Genomic DNA, 25435 nt, shown 5'->3' with positions numbered 1-25435 from the left:
GCCGGGGTGTCCCGGCAGGTCAGCCGACCGGGGTGCCCTGCGAACCGGGCGTCGCCGAGCCCGCGGCCTTGGCGCGCTGGAGCAGCTGGCCCTTCACGTGCTCGGCGAATCCGGAGGCCGCCGCCGTCGCGGTGGCGTCGGGGGCGTTGCCGCCCTTCACCGGGCCCTCGACCGTGAAGTAGGCGTACCGGCCCAGGCTGTTGTGCGTTCCGGTACAGCCCGGGTTGGCGCAGAACGCCGGGGCGCCGGGCGCGGGGAGGCCCTTGAGCTGGCCGGCGTAGTTCTTCATCGCGGTCTCGGCCTGGATCTTGTGGTCGAAGACGGCGACACCGACGGTCACCGCGCTGTCCCCCGAGACGTACGTCGCCCGGAGCACCTTCTGGCAGCCCTGGTCGCCGAGGACCTTGCCGAGCCCGCCGGTGGTGGAGTTCCCGTCCCAGCAGGGCTGGTCCAACGCGACCACGGTCCGGTTCCAGGTCGCACCGTTGATCGTCACCTGCAGCGCGGAGAACAGCGCCCCCGCGTCCTGCGGCGCCGGGTCGGTGGCGGCCTCCCAGATCGGCTTCGACGGGTCGTCCGGCTGGCTGCCCGGGCTCCCGCTCGCGCTGGACGGGCCGGGGGTGGGCTTGTCGGAGCCGGACGCCGTGGCCACCGGACCGGCGGTCTTCCCGGTGTCGTCCTTCTTGCCGAGGAGCAGCGCGCCGCCCGCGGCCAGGCCGCCGACCACGACGACCGCGATCGCGATGCCGATCACCTTCATCCGGCGCTTGCGCTTGGCGTCGGCCTCGTTGCGGTCCGCCAGCGCCGCCCAGTCCGGCTCGACGCGCTGCGGCGGCAGGGGCTGCTGGGGCGGCTGCTGCTGCCACTGCGCCTGCGGCGCCATCGGCTGAACCGGCTGGGGCACCGGCTGCGGCTGCGGCGCCACCGGCTGCGCCACTGGCGAGGGGACCGGCTGCGGCTGCGCGCCCGGCTGCTGGGGCTGGGTCAACGGTGGGACGGGCTGGGAAAGCGGCTGCGGGGACGGCACGACCGGCCCGTACGAAGCCGGCGGCGGCCCGAACCCACCGCTCGGCGGCGGCACCGGTCCCGGCACCGCCGGCTGCTGATTCTGTGCGCCCCCCGGCCCGGCGGGAGGCGTCCCCTGCGGCCCGTGCCCAGGTACGCCAGTTCCGTCGCTCATGCGCCCAGATCGTAGGGCATCATCCCGACCACCGATCGCCCGGTGACCGTTCCGTATCGAAACCAGGACTCCCGAGGCGCGGATCCGGACCGCCCGCGGCCGGGATCCGGGGGTTCCGCGGCTCGGAACCGGACCGCCCGAGCGCCGGGATCCGGCGTCCCGCGGCGGGCGTCCGAGGCAGCCGGAAGCCCCGCGCCGCGCCGCCCGCACGGTACCGCCGGTCATCGGTCCGACACACCGCGCCGCACTACATGTGGTGCCGCATCAGGGAGGCACCACTACATGTATGCTCACTCCTGCTGTCGATGCAGGGGAACCCGGTGGGAATCCGGGACTGCCCCGCAGCGGTGTGCGGGCGGCTGGAGCAGCCGTCCCCGCGAGTCCGATGACCTGCCGGCGGCCTGCGCCACGGCCCTCCCGCAGAGGCCGCGCCAGCACCAGCAGTACCCCTCCGGGCCTCGCGGGCGGGCCGGGGAGACACCGTCGCGCGACGCCGTCTGCGTTCGTGCCGTGCTCCCCTGCCCCGATCGGCCCGGTGACCCCGATCACCGCCGCCGATCGCCGCCAGGAGAGAGCGCCTTGACCACCGCTGCCTCAGCCACGCTGCCCGCCCAGGGCTCCGGTACCGCCTTCACCGACCCGACGGTCTCCGACCCCGGCGGCGCCCTGCTGCGGCTGCTCACCGACCGCAGCGCCGACCTCACCGAGGTCGACCCCGGCCATGTCGCCGCCGCCGCGCTGCGCGGCCGCCACGCCGGCTCGGACTTCGCCGAGCTGCGCGGGCTGGCCGTGGACGCCGCCGCGTCGATGATCGCCGAGGACCCCCAGTACTCGAAGCTGGCCGCCCGCCTGCTCGCCCTGGAGATCGTCGACGAGGCGAACAGCCAGGGCGCCACGTCCTTCTCCGCCTCGATCGCCGTCGGCCACGCCGAGGGCCTGATCGGCGACACCACGGCGGACTTCGTCGCCAAGCACGCCGCCGCGCTGGACGCCCTGATCGACGTCGAGGGCGACGACCGCTTCGAGTACTTCGGCCTGCGCACCGTGCAGTCGCGCTACCTGCTGCGCCACCCGATCACCCGCAAGGTGGTCGAGACCCCGCAGCACTTCCTGCTCCGCGTCGCCTGTGGCCTGGCGGTCGGCGACACCGAGCAGTCCGTGCGCGAGGTCGCCGAGCTGTACGGCCTGATGAGCCGGCTGGAGTACCTGACCTCCTCGCCGACGCTCTTCAACTCCGGCACCCGGCACCCGCAGATGTCGAGCTGCTACCTGCTCGACTCCCCGCTGGACAACCTGGACTCGATCTACAACCGCTACGCGCAGATCGCCCGGCTGTCCAAGCACGCCGGCGGCATCGGCCTGTCCTACTCGCGCATCCGCTCGCGCGGCAGCCTGATCCGCGGCACCAACGGCAAGTCCAACGGCATCGTGCCGTTCCTGCGCACCCTGGACTCCTCGGTCGCGGCCGTCAACCAGGGCGGCCGGCGCAAGGGCGCGGCCTGCGTCTACCTGGAGACCTGGCACGCCGACATCGAGGAGTTCCTGGAGCTCCGCGACAACACCGGCGAAGAGGCCCGCCGCACCCACAACCTCAACCTGGCGCACTGGATCCCGGACGAGTTCATGCGCCGGGTCAACGCCAACGCGGACTGGTCGCTGTTCTCCCCGGCCGACGTGCCCGAGCTGGTCGACCTGTGGGGCGCCGACTTCGACGAGGCGTACCGCAAGGCCGAGCAGGCCGGCAAGGCCGTCCGCACCATCCCGGCGCAGACCCTGTACGCCCGCATGATGCGCACCCTGGCGCAGACCGGCAACGGCTGGATGACCTTCAAGGACGCCTCCAACCGCGCCGCCAACCAGACCGCGCTGCCGGGCCGCACGGTGCACTCCTCCAACCTGTGCACGGAGATCCTGGAGGTCACGGACGACTCCGAGACCGCCGTCTGCAACCTCGGCTCGGTCAACCTGGGCGCCCACGTGGCCCCCGGCGCCACCGCCGACGACCTGCTCGGCGCCATGGACTGGGAGCGGCTGGACGCCACCGTGCGCACCGCCGTCACCTTCCTCGACCGCGTGGTGGACATCAACTTCTACCCGACCACCGAGGCCGGCACCTCCAACTCCCGCTGGCGCCCGGTCGGCCTCGGCGTGATGGGCCTGCAGGACGTCTTCTTCAAGCTGCGGATCGACTTCGACTCCGCCGAGGCGAAGACCCTCTCCACCCTCATCGCCGAGCGCATCATGCTCACCGCGTACGAGCGCTCCGCCGACCTGGCCGAGCAGCTCGGCCGCCACGAGGCGTACGGCGAGACCCGCGCCGCCCGCGGCGAGCTGCACATCGACCACTTCCCGACGGCCGCCCCGCAGTGGGCCGACCGCTGGACGGCGCTGCGCGCCCGGATCGCCGAGACCGGCCTGCGCAACTCGCTGCTGCTCGCGATCGCGCCGACCGCGACTATCGCGTCCATCGCCGGCGTGTACGAGTGCATCGAGCCGCAGGTGTCCAACCTGTTCAAGCGCGAGACGCTGAGCGGTGAGTTCCTGCAGGTCAACCCGTACCTGGTGCGCGAGCTCAAGGAGCTCGGCGTCTGGGACCAGCAGACCCGGGACGCCCTGCGCGACGCCAACGGCTCCGTGCAGGAGTTCACCTGGCTGCCCGCCGAGGTCCGTTCGCTCTACCGCACCGCGTGGGAGCTGCCGCAGCGCGCGCTGATCGACCTGGCCGCGGCCCGCATGCCGTACCTGGACCAGAGCCAGTCGCTGAACCTGTTCATGGCGGCGCCGACCATCGGCAAGCTCAGCTCGATGTACGCCTACGCGTGGAAGGTCGGTCTGAAGACCACCTACTACCTGCGCTCGCGCCCGGCCACCCGGATCGCCCAGGCCGCCTCCGGCGCCGCCCGCACCGCCGTGCCGGTTCCCGCCCCCACCATGACCCAGGCCGAACAGGACGCCATCGCCTGCTCCCTGGAGAACCCCGAGTCCTGCGAGGCCTGCCAGTGAGCACCCCGAACGAAGACCGCAAGATGCTGCTCGACCCCGGCTTCGAGCTGACCCTGCGCCCGATGCGCTACCCGTCGTTCTACGACCGGTACCGCGACGCGATCAAGAACACCTGGACCGTCGAGGAGGTGGACCTGCACTCCGACGTCGCCGACCTGGCGAAGCTCAGCGAGGGCGAGCGCCACCTGATCGGCCGGCTGGTCGCGTTCTTCGCGACCGGTGACTCGATCGTCGCCAACAACGTGGTGCTGAGCCTGTACAAGCACATCAACTCCCCGGAGGCGCGGCTGTACCTGTCGCGCCAGCTGTTCGAGGAGGCGGTGCACGTCCAGTTCTACCTGACGCTGCTGGACACCTACCTCCCGGACCCGGAGGACCGCGCGGCGGCCTTCGCCGCGGTGGAGAACATCCCCTCCATCGCGCAGAAGGCGAAGTTCTGCTTCAAGTACATGAACGCGGTCGACCACATCGACTCGCTGCAGACGAAGGAGGACAGGCGGGCGTTCCTGCTCAACCTGATCTGCTTCGCGGCCTGCGTCGAGGGCCTGTTCTTCTACGGCGCGTTCGCGTACGTGTACTGGTTCCGGAGCCGGGGGCTGCTGCACGGCCTGGCGACCGGCACCAACTGGGTGTTCCGCGACGAGTCCATGCACATGGACTTCGCGATGTCGGTGGTGGACACCGTCCGCGAGGAGGAGCCCGACCTCTTCGACGACGAGATGGCCAAGCAGGTGACGGAGATGCTGGAGGAGGCCGTCGAGGCCGAGCTCCAGTTCGCCAAGGACCTGTGTGGTGACGGCCTGGCCGGCATGAACACCGAGTCGATGCGCCAGTACCTGGAGGCCGTGGCGGACCAGCGCCTGGCGCGGCTCGGCCTGCCGATCCGGTACGGCTCGACGAACCCGTTCGGCTTCATGGAGCTGCAGAACGTCCAGGAGCTGACCAACTTCTTCGAGCGGCGCGTGTCGGCGTACCAGGTCGCGGTCGAGGGTTCGGTCTCCTTCGACGACGACTTCTAAAGCACGATCGTTCAGCGAACAGCGGAGCCGCCGTCATGGCGGCTCCGCTGTTCGATACCCGGTGTTCAGGAGTAGCCCAGGCATGCCCAAGCTCCAACAGCGCGTGATCGACGGCCCCTTCGGGCCGATACAGCTCAGCCACGACCGCCGGCCGGCCGTCGTGGCGCGGATCCAGGGGCCGGGGATGCCCACCGTCACGGTGGTGCCCGACCGCGAGCACGGCGCGATGAACGTCCACGGCCAGAACGTGCCGCTGAGCCGGGCCCGCAACCGCACCCGGACCGCCGTCGTCGGCGACCGGAGCTACGAGCTAAGGCCCACCAGCCTGCGCCACGCCGAACTGCGCCGCAACGGGGTCCTCATCGCCCATGCGCGCGGCACGTTCCGCTCCTACTCCCCCGGCTGCACCATCCCCGGCCTCGACGCGAGGATCACCTGGTCCCAGGGCATCGACCCGACGGATGTGGCGGTCGGCCAGGCCATGGTGGTCGGCTTCGGCGCCGGCGCCCCGGGCGCGGTTCTGAGGACCGTTTTCTTCTGGTTCGACAACTTCAGTTGATCGACCAGGGGTGCCCCGCCCGGCCACAGCCCGTGCGGGGCACCCTGGTACCTCAATCGGTCGGAAACTCGCCGGACTTGACCCCGGCGAGGAAGGAGGACCAGGCGTCAGCCGGAAAGAGCAGAGCCGGTCCGGTGGAGTCCTTGGAGTCTCGGACCGCCATTCCGCCCGCTACGAGCCGGCGGGCCTCCACACACTCGTTCGCCTGGGCGCTGTAGCTGCTCTTGTACCAACCCCGAACGGCGATCTCCGGCACGGTCATGCGCTCACACCTCTTGTCCGATCTCGTCGTCACGTCTCCGCCGCGATGGCCGCGATCATATCCAGCGACTCCTTGGGGTTCAGAGCCGCTGACCGCAGGTACTCGAAGACCAACCCATAGCCATCCAGTTCGCCCTGCTGCTCCAGGTAATGGCTGCTTGTCAGCGTCTCCAGGAACACCGCTCCCGGAGTGGGCGAGTCAGAGAAGCCGTACATCACGAAAGCCCCGCAGGCACCGGCGGTGGCACCAACGCCCAGTGGCACCACTTGCAGGGTGACATTGGGGAGCCGCGCCATCTCCGTCAGGTGCGCCAGCTGCTCACCGTGAACCTCGGCCCCTCCCACCGGGCACCTGAGCGCTGGTTCCCAGATGATCGCCCAGAAGCGGGCAGGATCCTGCTTCGCCAGGACTTCCTTCCGCTCCATCCGGATTTCGACCAGCTGATCGATGCGCTCCGGTCGCACAGCCGCCGGATTGGCTTCGAGCAGCGCCCGGGCATACCGCTCCGTCTGCAACAAGCCCGGCACGACCATGGTCTGCCACATGCGGATGTACCGGGCGTCGTCTTCGAGCCCGAGCACATCCACATAGGCCGACGGAATCGTGTCACCGTAGTCGTGCCACCACCCGCGCTTCTTGCTCTCCCTGGACAACTCCTCAAGTGCGGCGCGCTCTTTCCCCACCACGCCGTACAGGTCCAGCAGGATCCCGAGGTCCAGTCGGCGAACACCGGAGACTCCGGTCTCTATGCGGCTGATCTTCGCCCGGGAGCAGGCAAGGGCCTTCGCCGCGTCGTCCGTGCCCTTGTTCACGGCTTCACGGAGACGACGAAGCTCCGAGCCAAGTCGGCGAGCCCGGACGGTCGGCCTCGGTTCTTCAGCCATGCGTGGATCCTCTCCCTGACGTTGCCCAGTGTGCATGGTGACGTTGCGTCAATCCAGCCAGGACCCATTCTGCATCGTTGCATTCGTTTCGCTTGCAGTCCGCAACGCCACAGGTGCATGCTACTCAACGTAGTCCGCTTCACGACACAAAGTGATCATGGCGGGCTCATCACCCGGGCATTCCCATGCCTTCTTCAGCCGCTGTCACCCGCACACTCCAGAGGTGGCCCCGCCATGCCTGAAACCGACTCCCCCGCCCCCGCCGAGCAGACCTGCTGGCTGCCCCGGCACCGCAAGTCCCCCCGCGCCGCCCGCCAGGAGCTGCGAGGCTTCCTCCTCCCCCACCCCTCCGGCAAACTCCTCCTCCCCACCGGCGAGTTGCTGGTCAGCGAGCTGGTGACCAACGCCGTCCAGCACGCCCGGGCCCCGCGCGGACGCCTGATCTTCGTCCGCTTCCACCTCGCCCCGGACGCCACCCTCCGCATCGAGGTGCACGACGCCGACAGCGAGAAGCCCGCGCTCCGCGACGCGTCCGCCACCGCGGAGACGGGCCGGGGCCTGCTCCTCGTCCACGAGTTGGCCGAGAGCTGGGGCTGCTGCCCGCGCGCCGGCGGCATCGGGAAGTTCGTCTGGTGCCACATCTCCGTGCCGTGTCAGGCCGTCGCGTGAGCGTCGTCCGGGCGGGGATCACCGGCATCATGAGGCCCGCTCTCTTCCCCACACTCGACCATGCGCTGCCGGTCCTGTGGGAGCGGGTGCGGGACCTGCCGGTCCGCGAGGCCCACCGGGACTTCATCCGCCTCTGCATCGGGCCGAGCGGCGGAGCCGCCGTCGCCAACCGCCTCACCCGCAGCGGCAGCTGGAGCACCACCCTCTACCTCGGCGAAACGCCCCGCTGGACCGCCCACCCCCTCACCATCACCACCCACACCCTCTGAACTCCCCCGCCCCGGCCCGGCATTCGCGCCGGGCCGGGGCGGCCATCACCCACCAGACCGATTTCTCGTTCTCGAAAGATCGAATTCTTGACCCGGGTCCCCGGCAGTCGGGAACATCGAGCGAGAAGCCACGGGGAGGAAGCAGCCATGAAGCTGACCGAACTCGACAGCTCCTGCGACAACGGGCCGTGCCCGACGATCTACGCCACTGACACCGGGGAACTGGTCGTCCAGGGCTTCCGGGTGGACGACCCGGAAGCCCTGGCCACGATGCGGTTGCCGGACACCGAGACTGCCGTACGTATTCCGATCGATCTCCTGGTGAGGGTAGCCCGTGGCCATCTCTCCTGACGCCTTCGGCGCCCTCTTCGACGACTTCCGGCGGGAAGCGTTCCGGCTGGAGACGCTGGACGACTACAGCAAGTCCGGCAACGTCGACGCCTATCAGGCCTTCTTGGCCGGGGAGGCTCAGCCGGCCGACTACAACGCCGCATGGCTGGAGAAGGTCCGGCGGAACACCGACGCCGGCCGACGAATGTACCGGGTTCACATCCTGACCCGACCGCTGACGCCGTATCTCCAGTTCGAGATGGGTTGGGGTTACCGGACGAACGCCACCGCTGGCGAGGAGTTCTTCATCCTCGACATCACGGAGAACCCGAACCCTCTCGACGGCGTTCCCGATTTCTGGATGTTCGATGAGTCCAGGACCGTCTCCATGACCTACGACGACGAGGGCGCGTTCCTCGGTGCGGAGGAAGAGCCCGACGTGCACAAGTGGGTTCACTGGCGAGACACGGCCCTGGACCATGCTGAGCCGTTCATGGACTGGTGGGGGCGACACAACAGGACGTGAAAGGACGCATCGGCAGCACGCTGCGGGAACTGCGAAAGGCCAGCGGAAAAGAGGCCAAAGCAGTCGCCCGCGGCGCCGCCATGTCTCCGTCCAAGCTGAGCCGCATCGAGACGGGGAAGATCGCCCCGACGGCAATGGACGTGGACCGCATCCTCACCGCTATCGGGGTGTCGGTTGAAATCAGGGCCGGTCTGGTCGAGACGGCACGTCGGGAAGCTACCGAGGCCACGGCGTGGCGCTTCTACCGCCGCAGCGGGTTCCATCTTCATCAGGACGCCATTCGAGCCGTGGAGGCCGAGACTGCCGTCCAACGGGTCTTCCAACCATCCTGTGTCCCTGGCCTGTGCCAGACACCGGAATACGTCCGGGCCATCCTCAGCTCGAAGGGTCTGACAGAGGAGACGCTGTCGCGGACCATCGGCGCCCGGCTCCAACGCCAAGCCGTCCTCTTCGAGACCGCCAAGTCCTTTCGCTACCTGATCACCGAATCGGTGCTGCGCTGGCGCCTCGTCTCCCCACCCGAAATGGCCGTTCAGCTGGACCGGCTCATCTCGCTCTCCCGCCTCCCCAATGTGTCGATCGGCATCGTGCCACTCACGGCCCCCATGGCTGAGGCGCCGTCCTCATCGTTCGTCGTCTACGACAGCCGCATGGTGATCGTGGAGATCCCCCATGCGGAAATCACCACCAGCGAGCCGAAGGATGTGGAGCTCTACCTGGCTCGGTTCAGCCGGTTCGAGCTCACGGCTTTGACGGGTGACGCCATGCGACGCATGCTCGAAGACATCCGGGACGAGTTCCTGGCCGAGCAGGACGGCAGCCGCTGAGACGCGATCCCCAGTCCCCACTCCTGAAGGGCTCGCCGGTACCCGAGCGCAGGAAGTCGGCCGGTCCGACTTCCTGCGCCACAACGGCAGCCCGGACGAGTTCTTGCGGGAACAGGAAAGCGCGTAGGGATCACGCCGGGCCTCTCGTAGCTTGGTGGCTCCCCTGAACCATCCCCAGAATCCCGGGAGTCGCCATGTGCGCCACGAATTCCGCCCAGTCGAGCGAGACGAGCCCGGCGCCGAAGCGGCGCCGTACGCATGCGGAACTCATGGAGCGGGTCAACAACAACCCGGTCCGAAAGGACCTCACCACCGGGCGGCTGGTCGAGATCGTCGGTGCCGAGGACGGCCGGGCCCTGGTGCGGCCGCTGTTCGAGCCGGACGCCCCTCCCCGCCGAGTTCCCGTCGACCAGCTCACGACCCGTATCAGCCTCTGGAGCTGACTCCACCCTCACGCCTCCGCCCAAGTCCCCGAAGGCGCGGCGCCGTTCCGTACGCCCCGGCACGACGTCCCCACCAGGCCGGACGTCCCCGTCGACCCGCCGAACTCCCGCCCGGCGCGCGAACGCCGGGCGGGAGCCCGAGGAGCCCGCTCACCCTCCGCGTCGGCCTCCCTGTCTCAGTCTTCGCCGCCACCGGGGCCCGCAGGCCTCAGCCCCTCGGCGAACGCCCGGGCCGCCGCCAGGTCCCCGCCGTGGGGCCGGGCCTTGTTGAGGCCGCCGACGAGCCTGAAGGGGAGCCAGGTGTCGAAGCCGCGGCAGGAGAAGGTGCCGGCCACCTCGAAGCCCTTGCCTTCGAGCTGCCGCGCCAGGGGGCGGGTGAAGGGCCGGACCGGCAGCTCCGGCAGCCCGCTGGTGGCGAACACGAACGCCCGGCCCGGCTGCCCCTCCGGTACCGCCCCGACGAACGCGCGCAGCCGGGGGTGGAACCGGCCCGTGAAGATCCCCGAGCCGAACCCCACCAGGTCGTAGTCGGCCAGCCCGGCCGGGTCGAGCTGTTCGGGCTCGACCACCGGCGCCGACAGCACCCGGCCGATGACCTCGGCGACCCTCCTGGTGTTGCCGTGGGACACGGACGCGCACACGATGACGGCCTTCATGCCGGTTCTCCTTCCGCTCGGTCACTCCTGGGGAATGGACCGGGCGGACCGGCAGAACGTGACATGGCCGGGGCCGGGAACGCCGAAGGCCGGTACGGAGCGCTCCGTACCGGCCTTCGTTCCGACAGCTGCCTTCGTTCCGACGGCTACCTTCGTTCCGGCAGCGGCCTTCGGCCCGACGGTGGCCCCAACGGCCTTCCCGCCGTTACGCGTTCGGCACGGTCGCGTACTTCGGCGTGCCCTCGGCCATCTGCCGCAGGGCGTCCTTGCGGTCCCGCTTCGACAGCTTGTCGATGTAGAGGGTGCCGTACAGGTGGTCGGTCTCGTGCTGCAGGCAGCGGGCGAAGAAGCCGGTGCCCTCGACCCGGATCGGCTTGCCGTCCTTGTCGACGCCGGTCACCGCGGCGTAGTCCGGGCGGGGCAGCTCGGCGTACGCGGTGGGGACGGACAGGCAGCCCTCGTTGCCGTCGTCGAGGACGCGGCGGCGGTCGGCCGGGTACTCTTCCAGCTTGGGGTTGATCACGTGGCCGATGTGGCGAACGCCCTCGTCGTCCGGGCAGTCGTAGACGAAGACCTTCAGGTCCACGCCGATCTGGTTGGCGGCGAGGCCGACGCCCTCGGCGGCGTACATCGACTGGAACATGTCGTCGATCAGCGCGGACAGCTCGTCGTCGAAGGCGGTGACGTCCTTGACCTCGCGGTGCAGGACGGGGTTGCCGACCACGGTGATCGGACGGGCGGTGCCCTTGGTGAGGTCGGGCTCCTCGCCGATCACCTTCGAGGGGGCCTCGGGCGCCGCCCCCTCCACGTCGTGCTCGTGCTCGTGCGAGTGATCGTGCTGCTCGGCCTGCTCCGCCATGTCTTCCGCTTCCATAGGTCTACACGTACCTCACCAGGGTACTCAGCAGACTTCTTCGAGATCCCGGTAAGCCCGGGTTCCGGGGGACGCCGCGACCCAGCGGTCCAGCAGGACGCGCACCAGGTGGGCGGGGGCGGCGATCCCGCACTCGCGCTCGACCAGCCAGGACATCCCCGCCGCGCCGCCCTGGCTGAGGTGGCTGAGGTGGCCGGGGTGGGCGGCGTCGCCGTCGTCGTGCGGGTCGTGGTGGGCGACGACGCCGTCGTCGGAGGCCATCCGGCTCTCCGAGCAGGCGCGGCAGAGCAGCCGGACCGAGGAGGTCCAGTCCTCGGCCGCGTAGCCGGCGTCGGCGACCAGCCGTTCCAGCGCGTCCCGGTCCCCGGCCGTGGACGCCTGCAGCAGCACCACGTAGGTCGGCACCGGCGAGGGGGCCCACAGCTCGATCTCGTCGAACACGGGGTAGGCGACGCCGTCGGTGACCCGCTCGCCGTGCGGGGCGCCGTCGTGCAGCACCACCTCGCCCCAGCGGCGGCCGGAGGAGGGCAGGGGGATGGAGAGCACCTCGATCCGGGCCGGGTCCAGCCGGCGGCCCCAGACCACCTCGGACTCGCCGTCCGGGGAGAGCCGCACGGGGGTGGTGCCGAGGTCGAGGCTGACCGGGCCGTCGGGCTGCCCGCCGGGGCCGCCGGGCAGCTTCAGCCCGTACGCCTGCCACGCGCGGCGGGCCAGCGGCCAGTCCTGCAGGGCGGTGGCGGTGATGCCGAGGTTCCACCAGTCGGGGGCGCCGTGTTCGCGGTCCAGCAGGGCGACGGCCCGCAGACCGGCCGAACGGGCCTGCTCCCAGTCCCGGCGGAACTTGTGCAGCAGGGCGAGGTTGAACCAGGAGTCGGAGAGCCAGGGCTCCAGGTCGGCGGCCATCACCAGCAGGGCGCCGGCGTCCTCGTAGCGGCCGTCGCCGATCAGCGTGAAGGCCCGGTCGGTCGTCTGCCGCCAGGTGGCGGACGGCCGGTGCCGTGCCCGGTGGAAGATCCTCACGTTCGTCCCTGCCGTCGTCGTCCGCTCAAGTCCCGTGCCACGGTGCCCGTAACGCCTCCGACGGAGAGCGGGGCCCGGTGCTCCGGGTCGGTGTTCCACGCTACGACCGCATCCAACCACGCCCGCCCCTGCCCGCGCTCCCCACCGCCGAGGTTGGGGCCCGCCCCTCCCCAGCCTGCCCGGCGAATCCAGCCCTCTCAACCCCTGGCGCCGCGGAGGCCCCCCCGCCAGGACCCCTACCCGGCCCTCAAAGCGGGCTCGGCCCCGTCCGGAGCAGGACTCCAGCGCTCGCCGCCGGACCCCAACCGCAGGACCCCCAGCCCCAGGCCCCCCGGCCCCAGAACTCCTCCCCGCGGGCCCGGCCCGCCCCCGCCCCTCAGGCCCGGGTCTGCCCGCCGACCCTGGCCAGGGCGTCCACCACCCGGGCGTCGTAGACCCGGCCGCGCCCCAGCCGGATCACCTCCAGCGCCTCCAGCCGCCCGACCGCCTCGCCCACGCCCCGGCCGCGGGCCACGGTGAGCAGGTCGTCGTGGGCGTTGGCGACCCGGATGATCCGGGCCGCGAGCGGCACCGGTCCCTCGCCGACGGCCGGCCCGGCGCAGGGATCGGCCAGTCGGGCGACCTGCTCGGCGACCTGCCGGGGCACCCCGGTACGGCTGATCACCTCGCTGCCGAGCCGGGCGATCCGCTGCTGCTCGGCGCAGGGCAGCACCGCGGTGGCGCCGTCCGGCACCGGTTCGACCAGGGACAGCTGGCCGACGTCGTGCATCAGCGCGGCGTACTCCAGCAGGGCGAGTTCCCGGGTGCCCAGGCCCAGCTCGCGCCCCAGCGCGCACGCCGTGTCCGCGACCCGGCGCGCGTGTCCGTGCGGGGTGTAACCGGCGACCTCGGTGGCCCGGGCGAGGCTGGCGATGGTCTGCCCGGTGGTGGCCCGCACCGCGGCCGCCCGCCGGAAGGACACCTGGGCGAGCAGCAGCGGGGTGCAGAACAGCGGCAGCGCCCAGAGCCCGACCTCGCCGGCCGCGAGGCTGACCAGCATCCCGGTCGCGACGATCGCCGAGCCGATGCCGAACAGCGAGCGCAGTTCGTCCTCCAGCGCCGCGGGGAACCGCGAGCCGCCCGCCGATCGCCGCAGCAGGGCCGCCAGCGTCGCGTCGCACAGCGCGGCCAGCGCGGCGACGGCGGTCAGGAACGCCCCGTACGCAGGGCCCTCGGGCGAGAAGCGGTCGACCAGGCCGCCGTTGTAGAGCGGCTGGAAGACGGCGGCGGCGAAGCCGCCGGCGAGCAGCCGGCGGGCGGCGCTGTCCCGGCGGGCCGGGTCGGCCCAGGGCGGGCGGCGGTGGGCCCGCTCGGGGCGGTGCGGCCGGGCGAGCCCGGGCAGCCAGGCCAGCAGCAGGCCGATCCCGGTGACCGCGACCACCTGCAGCGTCCCGTGCGCGGTCGGCACTCCGCGCAGCGGCCCGAGCAGGGCGTACGCCAGCGCGCCGGCCGCGCCGATGGGCGCCTGTTCGCGATCCCCCGGAAGGGTGATCCGGACGCACTCACCGAGCGCGATCAGCACGGTGAACGCCAGCGCGACCTTGGGCTCGGCGACCCCGCGCAGCGCGACCGCGCCCAGCGCGAGCGCCAGCAGCGCCGCGGCCGCCGCGTGCATCGCGCGCGCGGTGGGCCCGCAGGCCGCCCCGCCGGGGCCGGTGCGGACAGGGGCCGTGCCGTCGAGGGCCGCGCGCCCCGGCGCCGTCACGGCTTCCCGGCCCAGGGGAGCCTCCCGCCCTGGACGGGCACCCGGCCGGGCGCCGCCCGAGCCGGTTCCGGCACCCCGAGCGGGATGTCCGGGACGGCCCGCACGCAGTCCTCGGAGTGCACCACCGGCTGCCAGTCGTGCACCGCCAGCGCCTCGATCAGCGCCCGCACCATGGCCGGGTCGAACTGGCTGCCCGAGCAGCGCTCCAGCTCGGCCACGGCCTCGGAGACCGGGCGTCCGCGCCGGTAGGAGCGGGTGGAGGTCATCGAGTCGAAGGCGTCGGCGACGGAGATGATCCGGGCGAACTCGGGGATCTGCTCGCCGGCCAGCCCGCTCGGGTAGCCGCGGCCGTCCATCCGCTCGTGGTGGTGCAGGATCCCGGCCTGTGCTTCGCCGAGGAAGTCGATCCCGCGCACCAGTTCGTACCCGTACACCGGGTGGATCTCCACGGCCCGGCGCTCCGCCTCGGTGAGGGGACCGTTTCTGCGCAGCAGCTCGGTGGCCACCCCGAGCTTGCCGACGTCGTGCAGGATCCCGGCGAAGCGCAGGCTCTGCAGCCGCTCGGCCTCCATGCCGAGCTGAGTGGCGATCAGCACCGAGGCCCGGCCGACCCGTTCGCTGTGGCCGCGGGTGTAGGAGTCCTTGATCTCCACCGCCTGCACCAGCGACTGCACGGTGGCCTGGTGGGCGTCCCGCTCGCGCTGCCCCTGGGCGAAGACCCAGGCGGAGATGGACAGCGGCAGCAGCGCCAGCAGTGCCGCGAACGCGCCGTACGGGCCCTGCCAGAGCACCGCGACCATCAGCCCGCCGGCCGCGTGCACCAGCACCGGAAGCCCGCACACCGAGCAGGCCCCGCGCAGCAGCACCCCGGCCCCGCGGCCCTCGCTGAGCATCACCATGACGCCCACCACCACCCCGTTGACCAGGCAGAACGCGCCGACGGAGGCGAAGCCGGGCAGCAGCGCGGCGGGGAAGCGGGAGCCCAGCAGCAGCTGCGGGCCGCTCAGCAGGTGGAAGACGACGGAGGAGGCGAAGGCGCACAGCGCGAGCTGGGCGCCGTTGAACAGCTGGCGCCGGCGGCAGCCGGGCCCGCTCGGCCCGCCGAGCACCGCGGCGGGCGCGGCGACCAGGGCGGCGGCGGACGGTGGGAGCATCAGCACCCCGGCGAACAGCACCGGGAAGAAGGCGTTCACGCCTGGCCGGGAGGGCACTCGTTCGGAGGGCGGCGGCCGGCGCAGCAGTCGGCGCACCAGCACCAGGCAGGGCGTCGGCAGGCCCTGGGCCAGCGACTCCCAGCAGCCGTGCAGGAAGGCCAGCAGTCCGACCTTGGGCCAGTCGACCGGGGCTCCGAGCCAGCGCGGCACCCCGGGGGTGGCCGCGGCGGGCAGCAGCGGCACCAGGCAGCACAGCGCCGCCATCGGGACGGCGACCAGGTAGCGCGCGGCACCCGGCGGCAGGGTCGCGCCTCCACTGTCGGTAGCGATCTCGACCTCCCCCGCCGTCCGGGCCCGTGTTGCCTCAGCGCGCCGGGGACCCGACGGTGAGCGTCCGTCAGGAGGATAGGCCGCCGTCCGGGCGCGGGGACGCATGATCGCGCAATGGCGCAGTTGGCGCACCGCCAACTCACTCGAACGAGTGACGGCGCATGCGAGCAGAACGGGAGCGGCCCCGGGAGCGCACGCTCCCGGGGCCGCTGAACTCCTTGCGCGAACCGCCCGAACCGCCCGGCCCGCCCTAGGCGACGGGGTGGTCGGGTGATCCGGTCCGCCCGACGGCCGCCTCGGCAGGATCGTGACGGATCGTCACCGCAGGGCGGTCACTCCGCCGGGGCGCCGGCCTCGACCGGCGCGCCGGGGTGCCCGGCCGGCTCCTCGCCGACCCCGTCCTTCGCCAACCTCGGCGCCGGCCGCGCGGACTCGGCGTGCACCTCGGGGGTGGTCTCCACCGCGACCACCACCTGCTCGCCCGAGCGCTGCCCGGCCCGGATCGAGTCGATCCTGGCCAGCACCTTGCTGCGCAGGTCGGCCGGGGTGTCGTCGCACCCGCAGGAGCGCTTGATCAACGCCTTGATCGCCTGCTCCAGCCCGTACTGCTTCAGGCAGGGCGAGCACTCCTCGAAGTGCACCCGCAGCTTGGCGCAGTCGCCCTCGGCCATCTCGTTGTCGAGGAATTCATAGAGGTGGTCGAGGACCTCGCCACACTCGGTTTCGTGCGGATCGCCGCAGCTCATGAGCCCGAGCCCTTCGCTTCCTGCCCTGCCCCGCTGCCGGCCGGGACGAGCCCGCGCTCACGGGCGTAATCCTCCAGCATGCCGCGCAGCTGACGGCGGCCGCGGTGCAGCCGGGACATCACCGTACCGATGGGAGTACCCATGATGTCCGCGATCTCCTTGTACGCAAAGCCTTCTACGTCCGCGAGGTAGACGGCGATCCGGAACTCCTCCGGGATCGCCTGCAGCGCGTCCTTCACGTCGCTGTCGGGGAGGTGGTCGAGCGCCTGGGTCTCGGCCGAGCGCAGACCGGTCGACATGTGCGACTCGGCCCTGGCCAGCTGCCAGTCCTCGATCTCCTCCGCCGCGGTGCGCTGGGGCTCCCGCTGCTTCTTGCGGTACGAGTTGATGAACGTGTTGGTGAGGATGCGGTACAGCCAGGCCTTGAGGTTCGTGCCCTCACGGAACTGGTGGAAGGACGCGTACGCCTTGGCGAACGCCTCCTGGAGCAGGTCCTCCGCGTCGGCCGGGTTGCGCGTCATGCGCAGCGCGGCCGAGTACATCGGATCCAGGTAGCCCAGGGCGTCGCGCTCGAAACGCTCCCGCCGGGCCTCCTCGCTCTCCTCCGACGACACCCGGTAGGTGTCCTCACCGATCGCCTCGGCCAGCTCCTCACCGGTGAGCGCCTCGCCCGCAGGCCGGACCTCGTCCGGGCCACGGCCCGGCTCGGCCTCGTGCTCGGTCCCGACGACCGGACCCACCTCCTCGGCATGACGGCCGCGGCCCACGGCGGGCCGCCCAGAAATGGAGGATATCGGGCTGACGGGCTTCTCGCCCGCGTCGATCCACTCCGACCACGAGGGGACGAACGCCGTGGCGGCCTCGCGCTCCTCAGGCCGTTCGGGGCACGCGATCGAACCCATCTGCCCTGCCTCTCACCGGTGATCGTGCTGACGAGGGTGTCAACCACCCCGGCCGCGCCCGCATTCCCGCCCGCACGCACCATTCACTCGCACGAGTGAGCGAGCGTGAACGCCCCGGTCAGAGCGGCCCGCCGCCGCCTCACACCAGCCCCAGCACCCAGTCCCCCACCGCCGCGCAGATCAGGTCCAGCACCTCGTCCTGCCCCACCGGCGCCCGCTTGGGCACCTCGAAGCCGTGGCTGCCGTACGGCACCGCCACCAGCTCGTGCCCGGCCGGCAGCTCCGGGAACTCCTGCGGCCCGCCGAACGGATCCGCCGCGCTCTGCACCACCAGCGTCGGCAGTCCCGACTCCAGCAGCTCCTTGGCCCGGCTCTTCTCCGGCTTGCCCGGCGGGTGCAGCGGGAACGCCAGCGCCACCACGCCCACCGCCCCGGTGGCCGCCCCGGTCCGGCAGGCCACCCGGGCCCCCGCGCTGCGTCCGCCCACCACCAGCGGCAGGCCCTGCCCGGCCAGGTGCTCGGCGACCGGCCGCCAGCCGAGGTCCAGCGCCTTCGGCGCCGGGCCCAGCTTCTTGCCCGCCACCCGCCAGGGCTGCTCGACCAGGGCCACGGTGATCCCGCGCCCGGGCAGCGCCCCGGCCAGTGCCACCAGGTCCCGGGCCTCGATCCCGCCGCCCGCGCCGTGGCCGAGCGCCAGGACAACCTTCGGCGCGGCCGCCCGGTGCAGGGTGATCCGGGCGTCCCCGGCCCCGGTGGGGACGAGGTGGGTGGTCGTGGTCATGTCCGCTCCTCCCGAGCGCTTCACAACGGATTCGGATGCGCGCCGGAGATGCGCGCCGGAGACGCACATCGGAGACGCAGGTCGGAGTCGAGGCCGAGACGCGGGCCGAGACGCGGGCCGAGGCGCGGGCCGAGGCAGGTCAGAACAGGGTGGTCTCGTACTCGACCTCGGTCCACGGCTCCTTGAGCTCCGGACCGTTGTTGCGGATGCTGCCGACCGCCGGTGACACCGGAGTGGCCAGCAGCGCCCCGGGCGGCGGGGGTATCAGTAGCCGCCGCAGCCCGTCCGGGTCGGTCGAGCGCGGGTCCAGCCACGCGTCCCAGTCCTCCGGGTCGAGGAACAGCGGCATCCGCTCGTGGATCGGCGCCAGCGACTCCTCGGCGTCCGTGGTGACGATCGTGAAGGTCACCAGCCAGGCCTCCGGGTGCCCGGCCGGCACCGCCCGGTTGCGCCAGAACTCGTACAGCCCGGCCAGCGCCAGCGGGGTCCCGTCCGCCCGGGAGACGAAGTACGGCTTCTTGCGCGCCTTGCCCCGCTCCCCCGGTACGGTCTGCCACTCGTAGTAGCCGTCCACGGGGAGGATGCACCGCCGCGCGGCGAAGGCCTGCCGGTACGAGGGCTTCTCGTGCACCGTGTCCGACCGGGCGTTGATCATCTTCACCGCCGTCTCCGCGGTGTTCGACCACTGCGGCACCAGCCCCCACCGCAGCACCCGCAGCTGCCGCACCGCCCGCGGCTGCTCCCGGCCCATCCGCTCCAGCACCACGAAGGCGCTGTCGGTGGGCGCGACGTTCCAGTTCGGGTCGAGGGTCTCCGCGGGATCCCACTGCTCGACGTCGAACAGCTCGACGATGGACTCGGGCTTGATGCTGGCTGCGAACCGACCGCACATGCGGGCCAGCTTGTCATGCCGCCCCTCCTCACCACCTCTTCATCCGCGGACCGGAACCGCCCGCTCCCGCCCGTCCGTCCCCGCATGGGAGGCTGCTGCCCCGAACGGCCCAACGCAGCGAACGGAGGCGGGGAAGATCGCATGAGCTCCCACGACCAGACCCTCAGCGCCCTGTGGGACCAGGTCACCGGCACCCAGCCCGCTCCGCCGGGCTGGCTGGTCCTGACCACCGGCGCCGTCGCCCTGCTCGCCGTCCTCGCCCGCCCGCTCTGGCACGTCACCCGCAACGCCGTCACCATCGCCCACGAGGGCGGCCACGGCCTGGCCGCCCTCGCGACCCGCCGCAAGCTGGCCGGTATCCGGCTGCACTCCGACACCTCCGGCCTCACGCTCTCCTACGGCCGCCCCACCGGCCCCGGCATGGTCCTCACCGCGGCCGCCGGCTACACCGCCCCCGCCCTGCTCGGGCTCGGCTGCGCCGCCCTGCTCGCGGCCGACCGGATCACCCTGCTGCTCTGGCTGGCGATCGCCCTGCTGCTCGCCCTGCTCCTGCGCATCCGCAACGCCTTCGGCCTCTTCATCGTGCTGCTCGCCGGCGGCGCCTTCTTCCTGGTCTCCTGGTTCGGCAGCGCCGAGGTCCAGGCCGGCTTCGCGTACCTCGGCTGCTGGTTCCTGCTGTTCGGCGCCGTCCGCCCCGTCCTGGAGCTGCAGCACCAGCGCCGGATCGGCTGGGCCCGGGACTCCGACGCCGACCAGCTCGCCCGGCTCACCCACGTCCCCGCGCTCGCCTGGGTCACCGTCTTCCTGCTCGTCGCCCTCGCCTGCCTCGCCCTCGGCGCGAGCTGGCTGCTCCAGCCGCTCCAGTAGCGGGTCACGGCGCCCGGCCACCCGGCCCCTAGACTTGCCACATGACCGAGACCCTGTGGCCCGCCCCCGTCGCGACCAGCCCCGTCGACGCCACCGTCACCATCCCCGGCTCCAAGTCGGTCACCAACCGGGCCCTGGTGCTGGCGGCACTCGCCGCGAAGCCCGGCTGGGTGCGCCGCCCGCTGCGCAGCCGCGACTCCCAGCTGATGGCCGACGGCCTGCGCGCCCTCGGGGTCACCATCGAGGAGACGGTCAACAACGACGCCGGCGGCACCGGTGGCGGGGAGGCCTGGCGGGTCATCCCCGCCCCCACCCTGCTCGGCCCCGCCTCAGTCGACGTGGGCAACGCCGGCACGGTCATGCGCTTCCTGCCCCCGCTGGCCGTCCTCGCCGACGGCCCGGTCCACTTCGACGGCGACCCGCGCTGCTACGAGCGCCCCCAGCACGGCGTGATCAACGCCCTGCGCGCCCTCGGCGCCCGGATCGAGGACGGCGGCCGCGGCGCCTTCCCGCTCACCGTCCACGGCACCGGTTCGCTGGACGGCGGCCCGGTCGAACTGGACGCCTCCTCCTCGTCCCAGTTCGTCTCCGCCCTGCTGCTCTCCGGCGCCCGCTACCACCACGGCATCGAGGTCCGGCACGTCGGCGGCCCGGTGCCGTCGCTGCCGCACATCCGGATGACCGTGGAGATGCTGCGCAAGGCCGGTGCCCAGGTCGACGCGCCCGAGGACGGCGGCGAGAAGGACGTCTGGCGGGTCACCCCGGGCGCCCTGATCGGCCGCGACCTGGTGGTCGAGCCGGACCTCTCCAACGCCGCGCCGTTCTTCGCCGCGGCCCTGGTCACCGGCGGCCGGGTCACCGTGCGGGACTGGCCCAAGCACACCACCCAGCCCGGCGACCAGCTGCGCGAGATCTACACCCGGATGGGCGGCGCCTGCGAGTTCACCGACGAGGGCCTGCAGTTCACCGGCACCGGCCGGATCCACGGCATCGAGGCCGACCTGCACGACGTCGGCGAGCTCACCCCGGTGATCGCCGCCGTCGCCGCGCTCGCCGACTCCGAGTCCCACCTGTACGGCATCGCCCACCTGCGCCTGCACGAGACCGACCGGCTCGCCGCGCTCGCCAAGGAGATCAACGACCTCGGCGGCGACGTCACCGAGACCGAGGACGGCCTGCGGATCCGCCCGCGCCCGCTGCACGGCGGCATCTTCCACACCTACGAGGACCACCGCCTGGCCACCGCCGCCGCGGTGCTCGGCCTCGCCGTGCCCGGCGTGGAGGTGGAGAACGTCGCCACCACCGCCAAGACCCTCCCCGACTTCCCCGGGATGTGGGCCGAGCTGCTCGGCGAAGCGACGGCGGACGTCTGAGCGGAGACTGAGCACATGCGCCGCTACGGCAAGGACGCCGACGAGGACGACATCCGCAACCGCCCCGCCCGCCGGGGATCCCGGCCGCGGACCCGCATCCGGCCCAAGCACGAGGACGCCGCCGAGGCGATGGTGCTGACCGTCGACCGCGGCCGGCTGACCTGCCTGGTCGACCCGGGCACCAAGCAGGAGCGCGAGGTCGTCGCCATGAAGGCCCGCGAGCTGGGCCGCAAGGGCGTCGTCGTCGGCGACGTGGTCAACCTGGTCGGCGACCTCTCCGGGGACACCGACACCCTCGCCCGGATCGTCCGGGTCGAGGAGCGCAGCTCGGTGCTGCGGCGCACCGCGGACGACGACGACCCGTACGAGCGGATCGTCGTCGCCAACGCCGAGCAACTGGCCATCGTCACCGCCCTGGCCGACCCGGAGCCGCGCCCCCGGCTGATCGACCGCTGCCTGGTGGCCGCCTACGACGCGGGCATGGAGCCGCTGCTGGTGCTCACCAAGTCCGACCTGGCCCCGGCCGCGACGCTGCTGGACTCCTACGCCCCGCTCGGCATCCAGTACGTGGTCACCCGCCGCGACGAGCTGGAGACCACCGGCGCCGAGGCCGTCCGGGAGTACCTGCGCGGACGCTCCACGGTGTTCATCGGGCACTCCGGCGTCGGCAAGACCACCCTGGTCAACGCCCTCGTCCCGGACCGCCAGCGGCAGACCGGCCACGTCAACGCGGTCACCGGCCGGGGCCGGCACACCACGGTCTCGGCCCTGGCCCTGCGGCTGCCCCCGCCGCCCGGTGCCAAGCCCGGCTCCAAGAAGGCCCTGGACCCGGGCTGGGTGATCGACACCCCCGGCTTCCGCTCCTTCGGCCTCTCGCACATCGACCCGTCCCGGGTCATCCTCGCCTTCCCCGACCTGGAGCCCGGCACCGTCGACTGCCCGCGCGCCTGCAGCCACGACGAGCCGGACTGCGCCCTGGACGCCTGGGTCGCCGACGGCCACGCCGAGGCCGCCCGGCTCTACTCGCTGCGCCGTCTGCTGGCCAGCAAGGAGGCCCGCGAGGGCGACTGAGCCCCCGGCCCGCCCCCGGTCCGTGGCCCGTTCGAGGTGTCGGACCGCCCCCGCCTGGCGATCATAGGAAGGTCGGGCCGGCACGGTCCGACCGTCGATCCACTGGGAGGGCACGCGATGGCATGGGCCCTGGTGATCCTGGCCGGCCTCCTGGAGACCGGCTTCGCGATCAACCTCAAGCTCAGCGAGGGCTTCACCAAGCTCTGGCCCACCATCAGCTTCTGCGTGTTCGCCCTCGGCAGCTTCGGCCTGCTGACCCTCTCCCTGAAGAGCCTCCCGGTCGGCCCCGCCTATGCGGTCTGGACGGGCATCGGCGCGGCCGGCACCGCCATCTACGGGATGGCCTTCCTGAACGAGACCACCTCGGTGCTCAAGCTGGTCTCGATCTCCCTGGTGATCGCCGGCGTCATCGGCCTGCAGCTCAGCGGCACGGCGCACTGAGGTGTCGCCCGCCCCGCCCGCGGGCGTGCTCCGGCCCGGCGCCCCTGCGACTCGGGGCGGGTCCCCGGCCCCGAGGGGGGCTCGGGACGCGCCGTCCCGCTCCGCGAGCCCGGCTGTGCCGATCGGGGCGGGCTCGCTAGGGTTTCGGACATGGCCGACTACCACGACGATCTCCGACTCGCCCATGTCCTCGCCGACTCGGCCGACTCGGTCACCCTGGAGCGCTTCCGCGCCCTCGACCTGCAGATCGAGACCAAGCCGGACCTCACCCCGGTCAGCGACGCCGACAAGGCCGCCGAGGAGCTCGTGCGCGGCGTCCTCCAGCGCGCCCGCCCGCGCGACGCGATCCTGGGCGAGGAGTTCGGCCTGCAGGGCTCCGGCCCGCGCCGCTGGGTGATCGACCCGATCGACGGCACCAAGAACTACATCCGCGGCGTCCCGGTCTGGGCCACGCTGATCGCCCTGCTGGAGGACGGCCCGGACGGCGTCGAGCGCCCGGTGGTCGGCATCGTCTCCGCCCCCGCGCTGCAGCGCCGCTGGTGGGCCGCCAAGGACCTCGGCGCCTTCGCCGGCCGCAGCCTGGCCAAGGCCTCCCGGATCCACGTCTCCGGCGTCTCCCGGATCGAGGACGCGTCCTTCTCCTACTCCTCGCTCACCGGCTGGGAGGAGCGCGGCCGCCTCGACCCGTTCCTGGACCTCACCCGCGCCTGCTGGCGCACCCGGGCCTACGGCGACTTCTGGTCGTACATGATGGTCGCCGAGGGCGCCGTGGACATCGCCGCCGAGCCGGAGCTGTCGCTGTGGGACATGGCGGCCAACTGCGTCATCGTCGAGGAGGCCGGCGGCCGCTTCACCGGCCTGGACGGCGTCCCCGGCCCGGGCGGCGCCGACGCCGTCGCCTCCAACGGCCTGCTGCACGACGAGACGCTGCGCCGCCTCTCGGTCTGACGCCTCCTGAGCGGGCGGGCCGCCGCCCGGAGCGGGCGCGCCCGATGGATAACAGGCCCTGTGACCAGTGGGAGCTGGTCACAGGGCCTGCGGCTTTCTCGGCCCGGCTGCGGCTACTGCTTGCGCAGCTCCCGGACCGCCGCGTCCAGCCGCTGCCCGTAGTCGGCGTCGGCCTTGCGGAAGTTGTCGATCGCCCGCTCCACGATGTCCTCGCGGTCGGCCGAGACCTTGGCGATGAACCCGGCCAGGTTGGCGATCAGGCGCTGCTTCTCGTCCTCCGAGAACAGCCGGTACAGGGTTCCGGCCTGGACGAAGTCGTCGTCCTCGGCGTGCGAGGGCGCCACGTGGTTGCCGGTGACGCCGTCGACGGCGGTGGCGGCCCACAGCGGGCGGCCGGTCTGCACCGGGCCGCCGAAGCTGTTCGGCTCGTAGTTCTTCTGCCGGCCGTGGCGCCCGTCGTACAGGTGGCCGTCGCGGCCGTTGGTGCGGGCCTCGGTGGCGTGCGGGCGGTTCACCGGCAGGTGGTCGGCGTTGATGCCGACCCGGTAGCGGTGGGCGTCGGCGTACGCGAACAGGCGCCCCTGGAGCATCTTGTCCGGCGACGGGCCGATGCCGGGCACGAAGTGCGCCGGGGAGAAGACCGACTGCTCGACCTCGGCGAAGACGTTGTCGGGGTTGCGGTTGAGCTCCAGCTTCCCGATCTCGATCGGCGGGTAGTCGGCGTGCGGCCAGACCTTGGTCAGGTCGAAGGGGTTGAAGCGGTAGGTCGCCGCGTCGGCCGCCGGCATGATCTGGACCTGCACCGTCCAGCTCGGGAACTCGCCGCGCTCGATCGACTGGCGCAGGTCGCGCTGGTGGCTGTCCGGGTCCTCGCCGGCGAGGGCGTTGGCCTCGGCCTGGGTGAGGTTGCGGATGCCCTGGTCGGTCTTGAAGTGGTACTTGACCCAGAAGTGCTCGCCGGCCTCGTTCTGCCACTGGTAGGTGTGCGAGCCGTAGCCGTTCATGTGCCGGTACGAGGCCGGGATGCCGCGGTCGCCGAACAGCCAGGTGACCTGGTGGGTCGACTCGGGCGACAGGCCCCAGAAGTCCCAGACGTTGTCGGCCTCCTGCGAGCCGGTGTACGGGTCGCGCTTCTGGGTGTGGATGAAGTCCGGGAACTTGATGGCGTCCTTGATGAAGAACACCGGGGTGTTGTTGCCGACGAGGTCGTAGTTGCCCTCCTCGGTGTAGAACTTCAGCGCGAAGCCGCGCGGGTCGCGCACCGCGTCGGCCGCGCCGAGGTTGCCCGCCACGGTGGAGAAGCGCAGGAAGACCTCGGTCTGCTTGCCGATCTCGGACAGGAAGGCCGCCCGCGTCCACGGCGTCACGTCGGCGGTGACGGTGAAGGTGCCGTACGCGCCGGCGCCGCGGGCGTGCACCACGCGCTCCGGGATCCGCTCGCGGTTGAAGTGCGCGAGCTTCTCGAACAGCAGCTGGTCCTGGATCAGGGCGGGGCCGCCGACGCCCGCGGTCTCGGTGTTCTGATTGTCGGCGACGGGGGCACCCGCCTCCGTGGTGAGGGTCGGGCGCAGCTGGTCCTGCGTGGTCATAACGGGTGCCTCCACGGGTCCGGTCGTGATGACACGATCCTAACTTGGACTTTGTCCAAGTCAATACTGGAAGCAA

General features: G+C 72.1%; 27 protein-coding genes and 1 riboswitch. Of the genes, 14 read left to right on the top strand and 13 right to left on the bottom strand.

The genetic code is table 11. The features are described from left to right. Positions 1 to 19: 19 nt before the first annotated feature. Positions 20 to 988, bottom strand: a complete 969-nt coding sequence (locus ACZ6Y7_RS14475) for a hypothetical protein (RefSeq protein ID WP_465758224.1) — start codon at positions 986 to 988, stop codon at positions 20 to 22. A gap of 472 nt (positions 989 to 1460) precedes the next feature. Further along, positions 1461 to 1592, top strand: a riboswitch (cobalamin riboswitch). Positions 1593 to 1783: 191 nt separating this feature from the next. On the opposite strand from ACZ6Y7_RS14475, the gene ACZ6Y7_RS14470 reads away from it, so the two are divergent. The 3 genes from ACZ6Y7_RS14470 to ACZ6Y7_RS14460 all read left to right on the top strand — a co-directional run bounded on the left by ACZ6Y7_RS14470 (position 1784) and on the right by ACZ6Y7_RS14460 (position 5761). After that, entirely contained in the window at positions 1784 to 4183 is a 2400-nt protein-coding gene (locus ACZ6Y7_RS14470; protein WP_465758389.1) for a ribonucleoside-diphosphate reductase subunit alpha, read from the top strand. Positions 4184 to 4206: 23 nt separating this feature from the next. After that, entirely contained in the window at positions 4207 to 5202 is a 996-nt protein-coding gene (locus tag ACZ6Y7_RS14465; protein WP_465758388.1) for a ribonucleotide-diphosphate reductase subunit beta, read from the top strand. Positions 5203 to 5284: 82 nt separating this feature from the next. Beyond that, complete coding sequence (locus ACZ6Y7_RS14460; RefSeq protein WP_465758223.1) at positions 5285 to 5761, top strand: hypothetical protein; 477 nt, start codon at positions 5285 to 5287, stop codon at positions 5759 to 5761. A gap of 52 nt (positions 5762 to 5813) precedes the next feature. Here the strand turns inward: ACZ6Y7_RS14460 and ACZ6Y7_RS14455 are convergent, their stop codons facing one another. Then, complete coding sequence (locus tag ACZ6Y7_RS14455) at positions 5814 to 6023, bottom strand: DUF397 domain-containing protein (protein WP_465758222.1); 210 nt, start codon at positions 6021 to 6023, stop codon at positions 5814 to 5816. Between the two features lie 29 nt (positions 6024 to 6052). Continuing rightward, the gene (locus ACZ6Y7_RS14450) at positions 6053 to 6907 is read right to left on the bottom strand and encodes a helix-turn-helix domain-containing protein (RefSeq protein ID WP_465758221.1); all 855 of its coding nucleotides are present in this window, start codon (positions 6905 to 6907) and stop codon (positions 6053 to 6055) included. Between the two features lie 234 nt (positions 6908 to 7141). Here ACZ6Y7_RS14450 and ACZ6Y7_RS14445 point away from each other — a divergent pair, with 234 nt between their 5' ends. The 6 genes from ACZ6Y7_RS14445 to ACZ6Y7_RS14420 all read left to right on the top strand — a co-directional run bounded on the left by ACZ6Y7_RS14445 (position 7142) and on the right by ACZ6Y7_RS14420 (position 9971). Beyond that, positions 7142 to 7576: an ATP-binding protein gene (locus tag ACZ6Y7_RS14445; protein WP_465758220.1), complete on the top strand. Its 435-nt coding sequence runs from the start codon at positions 7142 to 7144 to the stop codon at positions 7574 to 7576. 29 nt (positions 7577 to 7605) lie between these two features. Beyond that, a complete protein-coding gene (locus ACZ6Y7_RS14440) occupies positions 7606 to 7845 on the top strand; it encodes a hypothetical protein (protein WP_465758219.1) in 240 nt (79 codons plus the stop codon). 147 nt (positions 7846 to 7992) lie between these two features. Beyond that, positions 7993 to 8196: a hypothetical protein gene (locus ACZ6Y7_RS14435; RefSeq protein WP_465758218.1), complete on the top strand. Its 204-nt coding sequence runs from the start codon at positions 7993 to 7995 to the stop codon at positions 8194 to 8196. Continuing rightward, positions 8180 to 8701: a DUF6879 family protein gene (locus ACZ6Y7_RS14430; protein ID WP_465758217.1), complete on the top strand. Its 522-nt coding sequence runs from the start codon at positions 8180 to 8182 to the stop codon at positions 8699 to 8701. Before ACZ6Y7_RS14435 ends, ACZ6Y7_RS14430 begins: the two co-directional genes overlap by 17 nt. Continuing rightward, the gene (locus ACZ6Y7_RS14425) at positions 8698 to 9528 is read left to right on the top strand and encodes a helix-turn-helix domain-containing protein (RefSeq protein ID WP_465758216.1); all 831 of its coding nucleotides are present in this window, start codon (positions 8698 to 8700) and stop codon (positions 9526 to 9528) included. Before ACZ6Y7_RS14430 ends, ACZ6Y7_RS14425 begins: the two co-directional genes overlap by 4 nt. A 194-nt stretch (positions 9529 to 9722) precedes the next feature. Then, positions 9723 to 9971 (top strand): hypothetical protein, encoded by a 249-nt coding sequence (locus ACZ6Y7_RS14420; RefSeq protein ID WP_465758215.1) that lies wholly within the window; start codon positions 9723 to 9725, stop codon positions 9969 to 9971. Positions 9972 to 10147: 176 nt separating this feature from the next. Here ACZ6Y7_RS14420 and ACZ6Y7_RS14415 read toward each other — a convergent pair whose 3' ends face one another. From ACZ6Y7_RS14415 to ACZ6Y7_RS14375, 9 genes are all read right to left on the bottom strand, one after another. Then, the gene (locus ACZ6Y7_RS14415) at positions 10148 to 10627 is read right to left on the bottom strand and encodes a flavodoxin family protein (RefSeq protein ID WP_465758214.1); all 480 of its coding nucleotides are present in this window, start codon (positions 10625 to 10627) and stop codon (positions 10148 to 10150) included. 205 nt (positions 10628 to 10832) lie between these two features. Next, the gene (gene def / locus ACZ6Y7_RS14410) at positions 10833 to 11486 is read right to left on the bottom strand and encodes a peptide deformylase (protein ID WP_465758213.1); all 654 of its coding nucleotides are present in this window, start codon (positions 11484 to 11486) and stop codon (positions 10833 to 10835) included. Between the two features lie 42 nt (positions 11487 to 11528). Then, positions 11529 to 12521 carry a tetratricopeptide repeat protein gene (locus ACZ6Y7_RS14405; RefSeq protein WP_465758212.1) on the bottom strand — a complete coding sequence of 331 codons (993 nt, stop codon included), beginning with the start codon at positions 12519 to 12521 and terminating at the stop codon, positions 11529 to 11531. Positions 12522 to 12897: 376 nt separating this feature from the next. Further along, positions 12898 to 14175: an HD-GYP domain-containing protein gene (locus tag ACZ6Y7_RS14400; protein ID WP_465758211.1), complete on the bottom strand. Its 1278-nt coding sequence runs from the start codon at positions 14173 to 14175 to the stop codon at positions 12898 to 12900. A gap of 86 nt (positions 14176 to 14261) precedes the next feature. Further along, complete coding sequence (locus ACZ6Y7_RS14395) at positions 14262 to 15683, bottom strand: HD-GYP domain-containing protein (protein WP_465758210.1); 1422 nt, start codon at positions 15681 to 15683, stop codon at positions 14262 to 14264. Between the two features lie 398 nt (positions 15684 to 16081). Beyond that, positions 16082 to 16495 (bottom strand): mycothiol system anti-sigma-R factor, encoded by a 414-nt coding sequence (gene rsrA / locus ACZ6Y7_RS14390; RefSeq protein ID WP_465758209.1) that lies wholly within the window; start codon positions 16493 to 16495, stop codon positions 16082 to 16084. Further along, on the bottom strand, positions 16492 to 17235 hold the full coding sequence (locus tag ACZ6Y7_RS14385; protein WP_402219411.1) for a sigma-70 family RNA polymerase sigma factor: 744 nt from the start codon (positions 17233 to 17235) through the stop codon (positions 16492 to 16494). The genes rsrA and ACZ6Y7_RS14385 overlap by 4 nt, the downstream gene beginning before the upstream one ends. A 301-nt stretch (positions 17236 to 17536) precedes the next feature. After that, positions 17537 to 18178, bottom strand: coding sequence for an alpha/beta hydrolase family protein (locus ACZ6Y7_RS14380; RefSeq protein WP_465758208.1), 642 nt, complete (start codon positions 18176 to 18178; stop codon positions 17537 to 17539). A gap of 139 nt (positions 18179 to 18317) precedes the next feature. Beyond that, positions 18318 to 19070: an SOS response-associated peptidase gene (locus ACZ6Y7_RS14375; RefSeq protein ID WP_465758207.1), complete on the bottom strand. Its 753-nt coding sequence runs from the start codon at positions 19068 to 19070 to the stop codon at positions 18318 to 18320. Between the two features lie 141 nt (positions 19071 to 19211). Here ACZ6Y7_RS14375 and ACZ6Y7_RS14370 point away from each other — a divergent pair, with 141 nt between their 5' ends. From ACZ6Y7_RS14370 to hisN, 5 genes are all read left to right on the top strand, one after another. Next, the gene (locus ACZ6Y7_RS14370; RefSeq protein ID WP_465758206.1) at positions 19212 to 19937 is read left to right on the top strand and encodes a M50 family metallopeptidase; all 726 of its coding nucleotides are present in this window, start codon (positions 19212 to 19214) and stop codon (positions 19935 to 19937) included. Positions 19938 to 19978: 41 nt separating this feature from the next. Next, positions 19979 to 21310 (top strand): 3-phosphoshikimate 1-carboxyvinyltransferase, encoded by a 1332-nt coding sequence (gene aroA, locus ACZ6Y7_RS14365; RefSeq protein WP_465758205.1) that lies wholly within the window; start codon positions 19979 to 19981, stop codon positions 21308 to 21310. A 15-nt stretch (positions 21311 to 21325) separates the two neighbouring features. Next, positions 21326 to 22381, top strand: a complete 1056-nt coding sequence (gene rsgA / locus ACZ6Y7_RS14360) for a ribosome small subunit-dependent GTPase A (RefSeq protein WP_402218996.1) — start codon at positions 21326 to 21328, stop codon at positions 22379 to 22381. Positions 22382 to 22498: 117 nt separating this feature from the next. Further along, on the top strand, positions 22499 to 22822 hold the full coding sequence (locus ACZ6Y7_RS14355) for a DMT family transporter (protein WP_465758204.1): 324 nt from the start codon (positions 22499 to 22501) through the stop codon (positions 22820 to 22822). A 150-nt stretch (positions 22823 to 22972) separates the two neighbouring features. Then, positions 22973 to 23770 carry a histidinol-phosphatase gene (hisN, locus tag ACZ6Y7_RS14350; RefSeq protein ID WP_465758203.1) on the top strand — a complete coding sequence of 266 codons (798 nt, stop codon included), beginning with the start codon at positions 22973 to 22975 and terminating at the stop codon, positions 23768 to 23770. A 113-nt stretch (positions 23771 to 23883) separates the two neighbouring features. Here hisN and ACZ6Y7_RS14345 read toward each other — a convergent pair whose 3' ends face one another. After that, complete coding sequence (locus tag ACZ6Y7_RS14345; RefSeq protein ID WP_465758202.1) at positions 23884 to 25359, bottom strand: catalase; 1476 nt, start codon at positions 25357 to 25359, stop codon at positions 23884 to 23886. Positions 25360 to 25435 lie beyond the last annotated feature (76 nt).

It is taken from the genome of Kitasatospora sp. NPDC053308 (genome assembly GCF_055585785.1).
Note: the sequence above shows the minus strand (reverse complement) of the source record. Positions and strands in the feature narration are given on the sequence as shown.